Raw genomic sequence first — 17,645 nt, forward strand, 5'->3', positions numbered from 1 at the left:
TCTGATTGGATGTATGGACCGATTTCTAAAATCCATTCACTATTTAGTACTACATGGGAAACTATATGATTATGATCTCTCACCAAAATAATCAGTAGATTCTCTATGATTAATTAAATTGTACCAATTTTCTTCAAAAAAAAGTAGTCTTTTGAAGGATTATTTGGCATGCCTATCATTCTACTAATGTCTCTCTAAATAGTACTTGACTAAAAGTAGGAAAAGAACCTCATTATTACTCTTCTTAGAGCTTTATCGAGAATTCCTTTTACACTATCCTATTTTTTATATTTACCAACACTAAAAATTATAGAACCATTTAATTACGGCTTGGTGCTTTGAAAAGCGGTTCGCCATAATTAAATTTGCTCGTTCATTAATAGGATTGCTTATAAAAGCGAGTTATTTACCAAATGTTCCAAAAAAGTAAATTTTACTTCTTGCTATTCTTAACCGCAGCTTCTTCTAAACCTTGCAAGTAAGATAGGCCAAGAGCGCGGTCATACAGTCCGTAACCTGGGCGAGCAACTTCGTCCCAGATAGCTCGGCCATGGTCTGGACGAACCAATCCATCAAAACCTGTTTCAACTAAGGCTTCCATAATCGCATACATATCTAAGGAACCCTCACTACTTAAGTGGGCAGATTCTAAGAAATGTCTGTGGCCTAAAATTTTCACATTACGGAAGTGAACAAAATTGATTTTACCTTTTAAGGCATGAATCATGTCAACCAGGTCGTTTTCAGGATTAGCACCATAAGAACCTGTACAGAATGTAACCCCATTATATGGAGAATCTACAGCATTCACAATGCGTAAGATATCTTCCTTATTTTTCGTAATACGTGGGTATTCAAACATATTGAAAGGAGGATCATCAGGATGAACCGCCATCTTAACATCAGCTTCCTCACAAACTGGAATAATAGCTTCCAAGAAATATTTAAAGTTTTGGAAGAGCCCTTCTTCAGTTAAGCCCTCGTACATAGCTTCTAATTCATGAAATTTCTCTAGACGTTCAGGTTCCCAACCAGATAATTCAAAGCCTGAAGTTTGTCCCTTGATTAAACCATACATTTGTTTAGGTTCAATTTGTTGAACCACCGCATCATCATACTCTAAAGTATGAGATCCGTCGGCTAGTTCATAGTTAAGGTTTGTCTTAGCCCAACCGAAAATTGGCTTGAAACTATAACAAATTACCTTCACATCACAAGCCCCTAAATTTCGGATGGTTTGCTTGTAGTTTTCAATATATTTATCTCGGTCAGCTGTTCCCGCTTTGATAGAATCATGAACAGATACACTTTCAATCCCTGCTAAGGTTAAACCTTTGGCTTCGACTTCTTTCTTTAACGCTTCGATTTCATGGATTTCCCATACATCACCAGGTAATTTATGGGTTAAGGTCCCTACTACCCCGTACATATTAGGTATTTGACGAATATTATCTAGGGTTACTGGATCATCGCTACCATACCATCTAAAAGTCCACTTCATTCCTTTCACCTCGTTATTATTTAATTTTCTCCAAAATTTCTTTAATATTTTTGTCTGCAGATACACCATTATCTTCTTGAACTAATTTCTCAGAAATAATGAAAGAACCCCCTACTGCGGCTATAGCATCATTCGATAAGAATTCTTTACAGTTATCTAAATTCACGCCACCGGTTGGAACAAATTTAATATCGAAGAAAGGACCACTCAATGCTTTAATAGCTTTTAAGCCACCATAAACATCTGCTGGGAAGAATTTAACTGTTGAAATTCCTTTGTCCATAGCTTGGATAATTTCTGAAGGTGTTACAGTACCAGGTACTACTAATACATCATTTTCATTACAATAGTCCACTACTTCTGGAGAGAAGCCTGGAGTAACAATGAAAGTTGCTCCATTTTCAATCGCATCTTTAGCAGTTGCTAGGTCTCTAACTGTTCCTGCACCTACAATTAATTTGCCGGATTGCGATAATTGCTTAATAGCTGCTGAGGCTAAATCACTACGATAAGTTACCTCGATGAAGTTTAAACCATTGCTTGTTAAAACTTCCTCAACCACGGGTAAGATATCTAAGTCTGTCGCTGTATATAAAGGTAATAATTGTTCTTGTTCTAATTGTTTCAATAACTCTTCTTTTGTTTTTGCCAATTAAATCAATCCCTTCTTATTCTAATAGTATTTATACTACGATTAGGCGAACTCACCGCAGAATAAATATTTCTTATTGAATTATAGCATAAATGCTAGTGTTTTATTAGCCGTATCAGAGCCAATCCTTAAGGATGAATTGTAAAATTAAGTGCGACAAACAAAGAAACCCATAACAGGTTCGTGTAAGATGTTAGTAACGACAAAAACATACACACGGAGGTCTGTTATGAGCTACGCACATCTTACCATAGAAGAACGTTCAAAAATAGAGATACTCTACCAAGAAGGCTATAAAATTAATCACATCGCCCAATTAATCGGTCGCCATCGATCAACGATTTATCGAGAACTTAAGCGGTGTCCCACAGAACAATATAAAGCCCAGGATACTCAAGAAGCTGCCAATCAACGTGCACGTCATAAGGGGAGAAAGCCAAAACATACATCCAAGCTTCTTGAAGATATTCAAGATAAATTGGAACGCACTTGGTCACCGGAACAAATTATTGGACGAGATTATGAGGGGAAACTTTCCTTTAAATCTATTTATAACTGGATTTACCAAGGAATCTTAAAGGTATCCTTAGATGTTTTAAGACACAAAGGAAAAAGTCGTCAACCTCAAGAAACGCGAGGCAAGTTTAATATCGGTACGCCCATTTCGAAACGGCCCAAATCAGTAAAGAATAGACAAGAGTTCGGGCATTGGGAACTGGACACGGTGGTTTCTTCTCGAGGCCAGAGTAAAGGCTGTTTAGCGAGCTTTGCAGAAAGAAAAAGCCGTTTATATATCGCTTTACCTATGCCAAATCGCTCTAAAGTTTCCATGCATACTGCGATTGAAGAACTGAGAGAAAGCTTACCAAAAGAGGCTTTAAAGACCTTCACCTCAGATCGCGGGAAAGAATTTGCTTGTTACGCTGAGGTCGAAGCAGCAGGGATTGATTTTTACTTTGCCGATGCTTATAGCGCTTGGCAAAGAGGAACCAATGAGAACGCGAACGGTTTACTACGTGAGTTCTTTCCTAAGAAAACAGACCTCGCTAAAGTGACGCACCGAGAACTCTTCCAAGCCTTGTGGTTAATGAATAATCGACCTAGGAAATGTCTAGATTACCGAACACCCTTGGAAGTATTTTTACACGAACTCTTGTTAATTGAATAAAGATAAATTATTTGTCGCAATAATTATTGCAATTCAACGATTAAATTAATGATCGATTTGGATTTTCCTATCTACTTGCTCGAACTCACTTCAACTAAGGACTATCTAGTAATCCCCCGAAACCCCGATGATTTTAGAGGGTAGAGAGGCATTGAGTAAGCACTATCATCTACCGAACAGATGTAATTTTTATCATCATTTATGGTACGCATGCCCCGAATTAATTCGAAAGGCACGATAAATCTGTTCAACTAAGACAAGACGCATCAATTGGTGTGGTAGTGTAATGCGACCAAAGCTGATCGATAAGTCTGCACGTTTTTTTAATTCAGTAGCCAAGCCTAGTGAACCTCCAATGATAAAGGTTACTTTACTATCACCATACGTCGCATATTGGTCTAGTTGAGCGGCTAACTCTTCGGAGCTGATAATCTTGCCTTCAATGGCTAAGACGATCACTTTACGGCCGGGTGCTAATCTGGCATTAATTCGCTCAGCTTCTTTGGCAAGCACTTGTTCAATTTCAGTTTCGGACATATTGTCCCCTGTCGGTTCATCTGCCACTTCTATTACACTCACGCTTGCATAGGCGCCTAGGCGTTTCAGATATTCTGCGATGCCTTGTTTTAAGTATTTCTCTTTTAATTTGCCAACACTGATAATTTCAATATTCATCTGGTGTCCTCCTTGCTTTTCTGTTTAATCATAGCACTTTGTTGGAATCTTTTGTATTATTATTATATTGTATATTATGTTTAACTTTTGAATTGGATTATTATTGTGAAATGGGGTGGTGGCTTGCTGGAGTTTTTAAAACCAAGCAATTGGTCGACGTCTTTTCAGTTAGTACTGAGTTTTATTCTATTTGCCTTTGCCGGCAGCTTTATTTTAGCTTTGCCGATGATGCAACACGAAGGGGTTGATGCCTCATATTTTGACCATTTGTTGACGGCTGTTTCATTGGTTTGTGTGTCTGGGATGGCAGCTTTGCCGATTGGCGAAACATATAATATTTGGGGGCAAATTGTGGCCCTGTTTATGATTCAAATTGGGGGACTTGGGGTCATTACGATTATCAACACGGGTCTTTATTATTTGCATCGTAAGATTCCGTTGAAGGATCAATATATCTTGCAGGCGGCGTTAAACCGTGATACAAATGCGAACTTTCTAAGTTTCTTATTCTCAATCTACCGCTTTACGCTCTACTTTGAGTTAGCAGCTGCTGCGGTCATTATGATTGACTTCTGGCCGCGTTACGGATTTTTTAAAGGTGCTTTTAATGCTTTCTTCTTATCAGTAGCCGCTTTTACCAATTCAGGATTAGATAATGTTGGGGTAAATGATATGGAGGCTTTTGCACGTAATCCATTAATTCTGATTACTCTGGCTGCTTTAATTATTGCGGGTGGTTTAGGTTTCTCCGTTTGGTTCGAATTACGTGAACGAATGAACCGTTATTTAGCACAGCGTCCGCGTAACTTTAAACTAGCTTTTCGTAAATTAAGTACACATACACATTTAGTGTTACAGGCAACAGCATTCTTATTAGTAGCTGGGACAGTGTTAATATGGTTAGCAGAACGATCGAATCCTGCGACAATTGGTAACGAGAGATTTGGTGTCCAAGTACTCGCTAGTTTCTTTAAATCAGCTAGTACACGAACAGCTGGTTATGCGACCTTCCACTATCAAGATACTCAGCCTTTTACTAAGTTTGTTTATATGATTCTAACAATCATCGGGGGAGCCCCGGGAGGAACCGCCGGAGGAATTAAAGTGACAACCGTTGCGATTCTGTATTTCTTGCTCCGCTCGGAATTGAAGAGCTATTCGGAAGTCGTCTATAATCGTCGTGTCTTTCCATCTAGTTTAGTACGTCAAGCAGTGATGATTGCCCTATTCTTTGTGGTGATTGCATCCATTGGTTACGGAAGTCTATTGTTGACACATCCACATTTGGATTCTTTAGATTTATTATTTGAGACGATGAGTGCTTTAGGGACCTTAGGTGTCTCCTTAAATGTAACAGAGAATTTGAACCTTTTCGGTCGAATTGTCATCATGATTTTAACGATTGCGGGCCGTGTAGGACCCATTACTTTGTTGTTGGCTGTTCTACAACGCAAGAGTCCAAATATTCATTATGCTTCAGCTGAAGTATTAATCGGCTAGTTGATAAGAGAGGATTTAAGTATGAATAATAAAACAGTGGGCGTATTAGGTTTAGGCGTATTTGGCCGAACGGTTGCTCGAGAATTAAGTCGCTATGGTTGCGATGTGATTGCGATTGATAGTGATGCTACTAACGTTGATGCTGTCTCGGATGAAGTCACCTATGCGGCGATTGGTGATTTTACTGATTTAGATTTGTTGAAAAGTGTTGGCTTAGGCAACTGTGACATTGTCGTCGTTGCGACTGGGACGAACTTGGAAAGTTCAGTTCTAGCGGTTATGCACAGTAAGAAATTAGGCATTCAACAAATTATCGCCAAAGCCCGGAGCATGACTTATGAAGAAGTTCTATATGAAGTGGGCGTTGATGCGGTTGTCGCACCTGAGCGCGATTCAGGTATGCGTCTCGCTTCCAAAATACTAAGAAACAACATCGATGAAGTACTACGCTTAGACGATGATACATCGATTATTGAGTTTGAAACCCCTGATAAATGGGTGGGTCAAACCTTGATTAGCTTGGATTTACGACGTAAATTCGACTTGAACCTGTTGGGGATGCGCGAAGAACGTGGCGAGCCTTTAACACCTCTAGAAATCGATAAGCCCTTAATGGCCGATACGATTCTAGTCGCAATGGCCGCTTCACATGTCTTCGAAGCTTCTGACTATTTAGGTCATTTTAAATAAATATTTTATGGACAGTTATTCTATCTGTGGATAGGGTAGCTGTTTTTTATTGGGATTGATTGTAAATCTACGCTTTTGAGGCATAAATGTGGATAAGTTCGGTGTGTCCTAAACGTTTTCAGGCCATATTCTGGAAATGGTTTTCGCATTCTGTGCATAACTCTGTGGATATCCCCAGATTCTGTGCACAAGTGTGTAGTTTTTGACGACTGTTTTGTATTTTTTAAACAGAAATCGTTTACATTTTTAGTGGTAAGTTTAAAAAGACAAAAAAGAGTGAGTTGTACCCAGTTTTATAGTCAGTTATGCACAGTTTTGAACAGGGTTTCTGTTGATAAGTCATGAAAATGTGAATAACTCATGCTTTCATCACGAAAAATTCGCTTAGGATGTGGAAACCTGTTAACAACTTAGAGAAGAATTGTCCGTATTCGAAACCTATTGAGCTAGAAAAGCACGAACTTCAGTGAGACTTTGAAAGCGACCACCCCTTTGGAAAACAATAAGATGAGTGAAGTACAAAGGTTATTAAATCAATCTTAAACTTATAAACCCTTATATTATAAGAAAACCTCGGACAAGTCCAAGGATTTTAAATTCTGTTTAGCAGCATAATTTGATTATATCGTTTTACTATTGTTGGAATATTTAACGTAGATCAGCTAATTGTTTTCCATAGCGGTACAAAGGGCAATCAGCGTAGCTTGGTGTGCCTTTGAGCGCAGCGAATTAGACACACCCTAGCCGATTGAGCTGGAAAAGCACGAACGTCAGTGAGGCTTTGAAAGCGACCTCCGCCTTGGAAAACAATCAGCTGAACGTAGTATATAGCTTAATAAATCAACAAAAACTTATAAACCCTTATACTATGAAAAAACCAAGCTTCCATAATAATAGAAAGCTTGGTCCATTTATTTAGTCTATTCGCCGATGATTTCCAGCGGTTGGTTTGTTTCAGCAACTTCAGTCAAAGTGACTGGAACGATTACTTCTTGACCTTCACGCAATACCGTTACTTCAATTTCATCCCCAATTTGATATTGGTAAAGTTGTTGACGTAAGTCTGTATTACTTGTAACTGCTTCACCATTAATCGCTGTAATCACATCATACTCTTGTAAATCTGAGCTTGCGGCAGCTGAGTCTGGAGAGATTTCAACAATCACAGCACCGTCTTGCATTTCAGGATCTAATTTCAAGATATTCACACGTGAGTTCTCTGTTAAGACGCTCACATCATAGGTACCAACACCTAATACTGGACGAATCACTTCACCGTTAGCTTCTAATTGTGCCACAATTTGTTTCACATCATTCGATGGGATTGAGAAGCCCATTCCTTCTACACCAGTGGCTGCAAATTTACTTGAGTTAATTCCAATTAATTTACCTGAAGAGTTGATTAAAGCCCCACCTGAGTTACCTGGGTTAATGGCCGCATCAGTTTGTAACAAAGTCATATTCCAATCTTCAACTGAGTCACCATCTAAGTCAACCGCAACTGAACGATTTAAACCCGAAACAATCCCTTGTGTAACTGAGGTTGCGAAATCACTACTTAAAGGCGAACCAATCGCAATTGCGAGACTACCTACTTGAATTTGTTCAGAATCCGCAAATTCTACGACCGTTGATACGTCAGTAGCATCGATTGTGATAACCGCTAAGTCACTCAATTCATCTGAACCAACGAGTGTACCTTCAACCGTTGTACCGTCAGTTAAACGAATTTCAAGTCCTTGAGCTCCATCAACTACATGGTGGTTTGTGACAACATAAGCTGTATCGCCATCCACTTTATAAATAACACCTGATCCTTGAGATACCATGGTTAGATTACTTTCTTCTTCATCTTGACCTGGTAATTCAATTCCATATTGCGCCCCATACATGCTTTCAAATGGATTCGATGATTGTGTCATCACCGCTTGCATATTCCCTACTGAAACTACACCGTCTTGTGTTTTATTGACAGCATTAATAATCGTACTCTCAAAGTCACTTAATTGGACTTCAGCTGACGTCTCTTCTTGCATGTAGCCCGTCAGTAATTTACCATTACCGCCTAAAAAAGCAAACATTACCAGTGACATTACCAAGAAACTACCTACAATACCACCGAATACACCTTTCCAAAAGCTGGGCGTCTGCTTGCGAGGTGTTTCATTTACAAATTTAGCGCGTTGTTCATCATTCATCATTCAATTACTTCCTTTCATTATATTGTCGATATGTTTAGTATATCATCGAATTTTGAACGAAATGTGAATTTTACTTGGTGAATTTTTTATAAAAATTATGCGCTTCTCCCATAATTATGAAGATTTTGTTAGAACACCATCTCAAAATATAATTCTCAATCGTTACCTGATAGAATTGACTTTTTACCGACTGACTCAGTCGGCATTCCTTTTGGTGGGCTTTTAAATCGTCGTGAAGCTATGCGAACGACACCTTTGGTTTTGGGTGTTTAATGGCCGTTCACTGGGAGGCTTTGAAAGCGGCCACCGCCTTGGAAAAATCAAATGGATGAACACAGTTAATCAGCACAGAATCATGTCTCAGTTTTCAAAAGTCGAACACGATTCGAATCAGAAAATTTTGTACGAATCCAAGGACTTTAAATTTCGGTTAGCAGCTTTACTATTGTTGGCATACTTAACGTAGATCAGCGAATTGTTTTCCATAGCGGTACAAAGGGCAATCGGCGTAGCTTGCTCTGACTTTGAGCGTAGCGAATTAGTTAGAGTCTATCCGATTGAGCTTTCAAAGCCCTCACAACCAAGAGTCTTTGAAAGCGACCATCGCCTTGGATAACAATAAGCTGAGCGCAGTACAAAGCTTGCTAAATCAACATGAAACTTATAAAACCTTATATTATGCAAAAAACCACCAGCTTTCACTGGTGGCTCAATTTCTAGCTAGATCAATCGAATTGGACAGGCAATTTCTGGATCGGTCATATGAAGTTTAATCGTATTCTGGATATCAATGTCGTTTTGGCTGAGGATGTCTTCCATGGCACTCATGGCTAGTTGTTTCGTGTTGTTGTCGCGACTCAAGTGGCCTAAGTAAACATCACGTGTGCTTTCGCCAATCATGTCTAACATCGCAAAGGCGCCGTCTTCGTTTGAAAGGTGACCTTTGTCGCTCAGAATGCGTTGTTTCAATGACCACGGGTATTGTCCGTAGCGCAACATTTCGATTTCGTGGTTGCTTTCAATCAGGTAGGCATCCGCATTAACCAAAAGTTGTCTCAACTTATCACTCACGTAGCCCGTATCAGTTAACATCACGAATTGCTTTTGTCCTTTCTGGAAGGCATAAAACTGCGGAGATATCGCATCATGGCTCACATTGTAAGGCATAATATCTAAATCACCTAAGGTCAACATATGATCCGCTTCGATGTAACGACGGTTTTCATCTTTGACGATACCAATATTTTTATCCATGGCAAGCCATGTTTTTTGGTTGGCATACACAGGTAAATTGTATTTGCGCGACAGAACGCCGACACCTTGAATGTGGTCGCTGTGCTCATGGGTCACGAAAATTGCGTCGATTTCGTCCATCTTGCGATCAATTTGTGCAAGTAGGCCTTCGACTTTTTTGCCGCTGAAACCGGCATCCACAAGGATTTTCTGTTGGCTCGTTTCAATATAGGTACAGTTGCCGCTACTTCCGCTGGCCAGAATTGAAAAGCCTAACTGATCCGTTTGGATAAGATTAGGTTGTTGAATTTGGATAGTCTCAATTGTTTTAACTTGCATGCGATCACTCTCTAATTAAATATTCTTGTAAACAGTACCCATAACATAACACGTTGCACGACGGATGACAAGTTCACTCCCCATTCCAAAACACTAACAAACACCGTCAGAATAAGCCTCATCGCCCATTAAACAATCGCTGTAAGTTTTCTTAAAATTTTAAAAGCCCTCACCAGTAACTTATTACTAGGAGGGCTTTGTTTGATTTTGGTCGAATTAGAAACCACCTGAACTTGTACCGCCACCAGATCCACCTGATGAACCACCCGAGAAGCCACCACCGAAACCACCTGAGTTCGAGCCACTATGCCCTGATTCTGATGGTGTTGCGCTCGCAACAGATGATTGAACCGAGTTGCGCATCATAGAGGTCATGATATAAGGATTGTGGTAGAAACCACGTCCCAGACTACCAGTTTCCAATTCAGCTTGGCTAAATTCCATTTCCATCGCCTTGGTCACTTTGTCGGCCACACCTAGCGCAATCGCGTAAACTAGATACGCTTCCCACAAAGGTAAGGACGCAATTTCACGCATGTTAAAGTTTCCAATATCATCTAACATATTTTTAAAACCGTCCCACATTTGACGTTGGGTATCTTCTTTAGCTGAACGAATCGGTCTAGTTGAATTTAAGATCACAAGTACAATGCCCCAGATGTAAGTCGCACCGGCCACAATACCATAAGCCCACAGTAAGGTCGGCATCTGTTTCAGCACGTTCCAACTTAGGGACTCATTGACTGTTAAGATAACGAGAACGATTGTAATAAAAAATGGGACACTCATCGTGAAAATCGCATAAAACATCGATTCACGACGCTTCAGAAAAGCAGAATCTGACAGTTTGGGTCCTTCGATATGCGCATCATTCATAAATTGTTGCCATTTCGAGTATTGTTTCTTTTGGAAAGCTTTATCTTTCTTGGTTCTATCTTGTAACTCTTCCAAAGTAATTTCATTTTCACCTGGCGGTAAAATATACTCATAAGCACGTTTTTCATGATACAAGAGATCCTCTAGTAAGGGACCGTTCTCTGCGGTCACTTCACGTTTAATCAAGACAGTCGTCTTCTCTCCCCCAATATCCAACAACTTGCGTTTTTCTTTTTCGACTTCCTGCAAACTAATATAGCCTTTGCGAGCCAAATCCATCATCGTAGCAGAAAAATCGTCCGTTGTTGGGTAGCTACGGTAGTAAGCCGTGGCCATCAAGGCTGGTGTAATATCTTCCGGCAATTCATAGATATATTCTGGTAATTGAACCGGATTGGGATTTAATTTACGACGCGTTGAGAAGTAGAAGCGAGTCGCTAACAAGACAAGAATCGGCGGGAACACCATTCCTAAAATCAGATATAGACGATTTTTGCCTTTGTCTTTCTCAAGAGCTTTCAAGTCTGCTTGCACTTGCGCTTCACTTCGATCAATAATTTCTTGTTTCATCTCAACGTTTTCCACATTTGGATTGTCTGGTGTCATCGATAAGGGGAAAATTGTCTGTACTTCGGTAAACTGTGACGACGTACGATTCGGTACGGTCGCGAACACGGCACTTCGACCATCTTCTTCGCCTAAAGATATTTCACCTTGCGGCGCTCCATAACCCCAAGCACGGAAATCATCTGGATTTTCTACTAGGCCTGGTAACAATATCGTCACCGAGACGTCTGTTGTGGAATCATTGGTTCCGAAGCGACGGTTTAAATCCGCAGTATCCGCATAATTCGTAACTAAAGCCTCAAGTTCGTATTCATAGTAAAACTTCACCGTCTCATCCGATGCACGATTATATACTCGGAACGTCATGATACCGGATGCCGAAGAATCCCTAACACTAAAAGTTCCTTGGGCCGTCGAGCTACTTTCCTCGAAGAAACGCACATCGCCATCATCTTCCAGAATTCCTACCCTATAATCCACTAACTCATAACCTGAATAATCTAATTTAAACTCTGCCCCATTCATAAAATCAATGTCATAAGTCTGAATATCAGTAAACTTAACATTACCATTCGACTGAATATCGGCTACAATATCTTGCTCGGTAATATCAAAGGAAACATCTTGAGCACTTGCCACGCCCATTGGCAACAACACAATCAGCCACAGAGCCGCCAATAGCCCCCAAACTCGCCTAAATTTTTTCATACAAACCACCTTTCCTCTCTACCATATATCCTCATACGGTTCTTCGTCCAACATCCGCTGGCTATTTACTGCTACTATCTCTGCCAGAATATTCCCCTCCACCACTTGTGCGTTATCCGGAAAGCGTTCGACCGAAACAGCAACTTGTACCTCAATCGGTTCTGACAAGCCAATATCTGGCAAGCTAATCTCGATAATTGTGTTCGTTTCATCTGACTCCACCGTTACTTGATTCCCTTCCGCATAAAACAACCAGACATAAATACCGCCTGGTAATCGTTCTGTAAAATGTGCTGGCTCGGTTACTTCTGGCTTAGGCTCAACCGCTGGCTGCACAGCCGGTTTGTCGTCATCCAACGTGTCTGAGTCTAAACTGGATGAGCTTGTTGAAGATGTCGGCACATTTTCAGATTCAATCTTTTCCTGTTCAGTTTCCAAGTCTAAACCACCTGGCAGAACAAGGCGAATGGTCGCATCAGTATATTGCTGGATAAGCCCTTGCGCACCTTTCAAAGGTTGAAGGACCGCCACATCATCATGATTAGTCACAAAATTTTCTTGGCGGTAGTTATAAACAAGCGTTACCGACTCTTCAAATTCTCCCAAAACTAATTCAATTTTCGTCCCGCCCTCTTCTTCCGTCACCTGATATTCGTAGAGATTTAAGTCGCGATCTGACGTTGAGTCGTATTTTGACAATGGGGTTGTGGTGTTGGTCGTTTCATCAAGTACTGCAATTTCGAGGTCGAGTGCTTGTGGTGTCTGGTAAAAGACGGTGAAGCTGCTCGGGCCACCGTATGTGATTTGATCCTCGATTTGTGCGCTGCCGTCGGTTGCCAGTTCGATGGTTAATTGCTGGTTGAAGACAATGTAAGCAAGACTGAGCGCGTTGGCTCGTGGGATTGGTAGGAGCGCAATGAGTATCAGCGCAAAATTAATTAGTCGTTTCATCGTTGTCCTCCTTTTCGTGAGTGTCGAACACAGCGTTGGGTAAGCTAATCTGTAAGGCCGAATAAGTTGTCTGAGCGTGAGCCGGTAAAGCAAACCGAAGGGCATCTTGTTGCGAATTCAATTTCCAGTAGGTTGCTTGTGCGACTGAATGCCAGTCGACTTTAAGTTGATGTTGTTGGTTCAGCTGTGGCAATGCTCGAGGAAATTGCACTCGTCCGGTAATATCGGCGCCCAGCAATAACAAGCCTTCTTGACAATCAAACATTATCAGTTCTGTTGTTTCAGGATGACGTGTCGCCACCAAGTTATCGATTCGATAAGTAAATTGAAAGGTCAAATGCCTCTCATCGCTCGCATTATAAAGCTGAATCTGCGCCACTTCGTCTGCAATTATTTCCAGGCGGTAATACGTTGCTATGTGTGAATGCAGCTCATCTGATAGCTGTGGAATTTCCACGAAAGCTTGTTGCGTCGGCTCATACAGACTCACCGTTAAGTCGCTTATCTCATAATCCAAGAGGCTAATGCGATGTTGAAAGTTACTTGCGTGAAAGGAGCTATAACGAATGCGTTCCGCAACAAGCGCGCTGCCATCCGTCTGCAGCTGAATATCCAATGCTTGTTCGTCGACTAAATAAGCCAAGTCGAGCGCCCCCAGCACTTGCGCTGTCGTCACCATCATGACACTCGCCACAATACTCGTCACAATTTTTTCATTGCGTTCCACATCATCACCACACTTTCGTACTACCATTTTACCAATTTTAAGTGTTTTTTAACACTAAAGACACCTTAGCCACAATACTAATCTAAATACTTCTCAAAATACTTTCCTAAATAGGTTACCTGATTATTTAAGCAATAAATTCAAAGTGATGCCTACGACAGCAAAGCTTCTGTTTATACTTAGTTTGAGAATCTTTTAATATTTAGTTTAATCTAGCCGATGGCCGGGGACTTTTGGCTAGATTAGACCGGTATCTAGCCGATACTTGGAGACTTTCGACTAGATTAGATAGTTTTCTAGCCGATGCTCAGAGACTTTTGGCTAGATTAGACGATTTTCTAGCCGATGCTCAGAGACCTTCGGCTAGATTAGATAGTTTTCTAGCCGATACTTGGAGACTTTCGACTAGATTAGATAGTTTTCTAGCCGATACTTGGAGACTTTCGACTAGATTAGCTCTCTTTCTAGCCGATAATCAGAGACTTTCGACTAGATTAGCTCTCTTTCTAGCCGATGCTCAGAGACTTTCGACTAGATTAGATAGTTTTCTGGCCGATACTCGAAAACCTTCGGCTAGATTAGCTCTCTTTCTAGCCGATTCTCAGGGACTTTCGACTAGATTAGCTCTCTTTCTAGCCGATAATCAGAGACTTTCGACTAGATTAGCCCTCTTTCTAGCCGATACTCGAAAACCTTCGACTAGATTAGCTCTCTTTCTAGCCGATGCTCAGACACTTTCGACTAGATTAGCTCTCTTTCTAGCCGATAATCAGAGACTTTCGACTAGATTAGCTCTCTTTCTTGCCGATAATCAAAGACCTAAAATGGCCTTTATTGAATGGACAGTAATTTAGACGGCTGCATAAAATATAGACAGCGTGGAATAAGATAGATATATTATCTGTACACTAATAAACAGGCTAGATTATTTGAATAGACTCAAGTGAATAAGGCTCGTGTTTTTTACAGACACCTCAAACTCGTCCGGTTTTTCTAATAGATTCGTTCAATAAGGCATCTTCTTAAGTTAGACAGTTAATTAAAGACCGAGGCAGTGTCGCGACCAAAGGCCACGACGATTATATTAGACCCATAAGACGTTTAAATCGTGTCGGCCAGCCGGCCGACACTCCTTTTGCTCTTCGTTTTTATTCAAGCAAAAAATTTAAACTCAAGAATGCTAACAACACACCTCTAACTATATCTAGTCTACTGTTCAAGCCCTTAAGAATTTTTGCTTTCTTCTATAAATAGTTCAACATTTTAATTTACACCAAATCGCTGAGCTAAGTACAAGACTTGGTAAATCACCCCTAAACTTATAAACCCAAATAAAAAAGCACCTCTCGATTTTGAGAGGTACTTTTCTATGGTTAAGTTTCTTCATGGAAACTAGTATTACTATAATTATTAACATTACTACCTGGATCAATCGCGGCTAACGTGTGACTAATCGAATTCTGCATGACACCCGTTATCAGATAACCGTTCGTTAAGAGTGATGATTTCAAGTTAAGTGTATCTAACTCATCCTCACTGTACTCTGCATGCATTGCAGCCAGTACTTGGTTCGCAACTCCCAGTGAAATTGCATAAGGAATCGTTGCTTCCCACTTCTCAATGCTGGCAGTTTCACGCATGTTTATCTTGCGTGCGTCTGCCAATAAGTTACCGAAGCCTTGCCAGGCTTGTAAATTAAAGTCTTGTTCAGCTGTTAGAATTGGACGTCGTGTGCGTAAGATCATCAAGAAAATCGCAGCGCCTAAAGACAGGATGCCAACTACAATGGCGAGAATTAACAAACTCGTCACGTTGACTTCAATACCGACGAGAACACCTAAAGTAGCCATGACACTCGAAATAATCAGTGCTAGAATATTGGCTCCACGCGCAAATGCAGCTTCACGCGGTTTGCGACCACGATGTTTCGATCCATTCAATTCGGTGAAATCAACAAATTTCTTCCAGTAGACTTGTTGCGACTTGCGGTATTCTTTGTCTTTTTTCGTACGTTCTTCCATTTGTTCTAAGGTTACAGAATCTACATGTACTCCGCCGTCTGACAATAATTGGCGAGCGATATCTTGTTTAGCAGCTTCTGCTTCTGCTTGAATACCCGCTTTAATATAGTTCAACACTTGGCGTTCATGAAGGAGTAGCGGCGCGGTTGCCCCTAGGACTGGATGGTCATTCTCATCATGTTGCTTACCTAGTGAAATTTTTAAGGTTGAGCTTTCGCCGTCTGCGCTGACACCTCGTTTTTCTTTACGTACTTCTTCGAGTTCAATAAAACCTTTGCGAGCTAGATCTACAATGGTTGCAGTAAAGTCGTCAGCGGTAGGCTTCGCACGAAACATTGAGACAGCCATTACAGCTGGTGTAATGGTCGCATCAGGAATTTCTTTGGTGTGCGTTGGTAAAAGCGTGCGATACGGGTTTAACTTTTCGCGCGCTAAGAAATAGTAGCCAAAAGCAGCAAGCACGCTGAGTGGACCGAAAACGACACTCGCCATTAACAACATTAAATGACGGTTGCGTTTTTGTTCGAAGGCTGCAATTTCAGCATCTACTAAAGATGTTTCTTCGGCAATGATTTGATCTTTTCGGTCTTCTTCGATCAGATTTTGGTTATTAGGCGTTAGGCTAACTGGGAAGATAGCATTCACTTCTAATGTTTGAGTTGGGTTAACGTTATCTACCTTCAAATAAACGATACTGCGGTTGTTTTCTACTGTTTCAAATATTTCACCTTGTTGGGTGCCGTGCAGCCAGACTTGGAAATTGTCTGCATTCGTCACGATGGTGGGGAGTAGTATTTTGGCAGTGAGGTTGTAGGTGTGTTGGTTTGCTTCGTTGGTCAGCTTGTAGAGTAGGTTGGCCGTGTCGTTGTAATTGGCCACAAGCGCTTCGAGTGTATACTCGAATACCAACTGAATATTCGTATTCGTAGCCGGGTAGTGAACTTTAAAACTTGTGCCGGTACTAATTTTCTCAGCTGAGAAAGTATTGGGCTGGGTACTGTAATTCTCAGTTAGGTAGTTGATTTCGGTGTTGTCTTCAGTGAGGACACCTACACGGTAATTACGGATTTCATAGCCCTCATGGTCCAGTTTAAATTCCGCCATTGTGAGGTCTTTGATGTCGTAAGTAAAGGTATCAACGAAACTGACTGAGCCATTGGCTTCTACTTCTGCTCGAATATCTTGTGCGGTAATCGCAAATTTACCTTCTTCTGCCTGAGCCAGTACAGTACGCGGCTGATTGGCATCATTAGTTGTCTGATGTGCAGCAGTTAATACGAACGTGCTACAGACAACGATTATTAAACTAAAAACGAATAGCCAACGCTGTAGTTGCTTCATGGCTTCCTCCTTGTATGGTTCTTTTACGGTCGATATTTCAAAATAATGGGCCTGCCTGTTTGCTTTGTAGCGGCAGGGACGATTCATGATGTTCATATATTGACTTATTCATAAAATAATCTGTCAATATAAACCGCATCTGCGGTAACTTTAAGGTATCAATGGATACCCTTGTCTAAAAAAATCGTATACTCATTCTATCAGATTTCACGGGTAAATCATAGGACAGTTCACATATTTCTTAGCGAATTATTGTTAAATTAGAATGTTTATTAAAAGCGATTATTTCGGTGTTTTCTTATAGTGGTTCTAAAATTTTGAGTGTTGGTGAGGAAATCCTCACTGACACTCTTTTTAATTTTTTGTACAAAAAAAGCCAGTGATTTCCTTTATAATATAGTCACCACAACCATCAAAAGGAGAATTCACTTGGCATATATACATAGTATCGCAAAATTGTTCGAAATTAAAGACCCAAATATTGTATTAGAGGAT

At 40.6% G+C, this 17,645-nt stretch carries 13 protein-coding genes; 4 read left to right on the forward strand and 9 right to left on the reverse strand.

Annotation, left to right across the window (positions count from 1 at the left end):
* Window positions 1–433: 433 nt before the first annotated feature.
* Window positions 434–1,501: a mannonate dehydratase gene (gene uxuA, locus GF867_RS13050; RefSeq protein ID WP_153833533.1), complete on the reverse strand. Its 1,068-nt coding sequence runs from the start codon at window positions 1,499–1,501 to the stop codon at window positions 434–436.
* A gap of 16 nt (window positions 1,502–1,517) precedes the next feature.
* A complete protein-coding gene (locus GF867_RS13055; RefSeq protein ID WP_153833534.1) occupies window positions 1,518–2,153 on the reverse strand; it encodes a bifunctional 4-hydroxy-2-oxoglutarate aldolase/2-dehydro-3-deoxy-phosphogluconate aldolase in 636 nt (211 codons plus the stop codon).
* A 229-nt stretch (window positions 2,154–2,382) separates the two neighbouring features.
* On the opposite strand from GF867_RS13055, the gene GF867_RS13060 reads away from it, so the two are divergent.
* Window positions 2,383–3,321 (forward strand): IS30 family transposase, encoded by a 939-nt coding sequence (locus tag GF867_RS13060; protein ID WP_153833535.1) that lies wholly within the window; start codon window positions 2,383–2,385, stop codon window positions 3,319–3,321.
* 195 nt (window positions 3,322–3,516) lie between these two features.
* Here GF867_RS13060 and rlmH read toward each other — a convergent pair whose 3' ends face one another.
* Window positions 3,517–3,996: a 23S rRNA (pseudouridine(1915)-N(3))-methyltransferase RlmH gene (gene rlmH / locus GF867_RS13065; protein WP_153833536.1), complete on the reverse strand. Its 480-nt coding sequence runs from the start codon at window positions 3,994–3,996 to the stop codon at window positions 3,517–3,519.
* Window positions 3,997–4,101: 105 nt separating this feature from the next.
* Here rlmH and GF867_RS13070 point away from each other — a divergent pair, with 105 nt between their 5' ends.
* Both GF867_RS13070 and GF867_RS13075 read left to right on the forward strand, forming a co-directional pair.
* Window positions 4,102–5,496, forward strand: coding sequence for a TrkH family potassium uptake protein (locus GF867_RS13070; RefSeq protein ID WP_172974039.1), 1,395 nt, complete (start codon window positions 4,102–4,104; stop codon window positions 5,494–5,496).
* 21 nt (window positions 5,497–5,517) lie between these two features.
* A complete protein-coding gene (locus GF867_RS13075) occupies window positions 5,518–6,186 on the forward strand; it encodes a potassium channel family protein (protein ID WP_153833538.1) in 669 nt (222 codons plus the stop codon).
* Between the two features lie 920 nt (window positions 6,187–7,106).
* On the opposite strand, the gene GF867_RS13080 is transcribed toward GF867_RS13075, so the two are convergent.
* The 5 genes from GF867_RS13080 to GF867_RS13780 all read right to left on the reverse strand — a co-directional run bounded on the left by GF867_RS13080 (window position 7,107) and on the right by GF867_RS13780 (window position 13,815).
* Window positions 7,107–8,387, reverse strand: coding sequence for a S1C family serine protease (locus GF867_RS13080; RefSeq protein WP_153833539.1), 1,281 nt, complete (start codon window positions 8,385–8,387; stop codon window positions 7,107–7,109).
* A 720-nt stretch (window positions 8,388–9,107) separates the two neighbouring features.
* The gene (locus tag GF867_RS13085; RefSeq protein ID WP_153833540.1) at window positions 9,108–9,959 is read right to left on the reverse strand and encodes an MBL fold metallo-hydrolase; all 852 of its coding nucleotides are present in this window, start codon (window positions 9,957–9,959) and stop codon (window positions 9,108–9,110) included.
* Window positions 9,960–10,175: 216 nt separating this feature from the next.
* The gene (locus GF867_RS13090; protein ID WP_153833541.1) at window positions 10,176–12,110 is read right to left on the reverse strand and encodes a DUF2207 domain-containing protein; all 1,935 of its coding nucleotides are present in this window, start codon (window positions 12,108–12,110) and stop codon (window positions 10,176–10,178) included.
* 18 nt (window positions 12,111–12,128) lie between these two features.
* Window positions 12,129–13,061, reverse strand: a complete 933-nt coding sequence (locus GF867_RS13095; RefSeq protein WP_172974040.1) for a DUF2207 domain-containing protein — start codon at window positions 13,059–13,061, stop codon at window positions 12,129–12,131.
* Window positions 13,045–13,815 carry a hypothetical protein gene (locus tag GF867_RS13780; RefSeq protein ID WP_172974041.1) on the reverse strand — a complete coding sequence of 257 codons (771 nt, stop codon included), beginning with the start codon at window positions 13,813–13,815 and terminating at the stop codon, window positions 13,045–13,047. The genes GF867_RS13095 and GF867_RS13780 overlap by 17 nt, the downstream gene beginning before the upstream one ends.
* Before the next feature lie 206 nt (window positions 13,816–14,021).
* Here GF867_RS13780 and GF867_RS13100 point away from each other — a divergent pair, with 206 nt between their 5' ends.
* Window positions 14,022–14,642, forward strand: coding sequence for a hypothetical protein (locus GF867_RS13100; protein ID WP_153833543.1), 621 nt, complete (start codon window positions 14,022–14,024; stop codon window positions 14,640–14,642).
* A 519-nt stretch (window positions 14,643–15,161) separates the two neighbouring features.
* On the opposite strand, the gene GF867_RS13105 is transcribed toward GF867_RS13100, so the two are convergent.
* Window positions 15,162–17,150, reverse strand: a complete 1,989-nt coding sequence (locus GF867_RS13105) for a DUF2207 domain-containing protein (protein ID WP_172974042.1) — start codon at window positions 17,148–17,150, stop codon at window positions 15,162–15,164.
* Window positions 17,151–17,645: the final 495 nt, after the last annotated feature.

The sequence above is a fragment of the Fundicoccus ignavus genome (assembly GCF_009659375.1).
GTDB lineage: Bacteria > Bacillota > Bacilli > Lactobacillales > Aerococcaceae > Fundicoccus > Fundicoccus ignavus.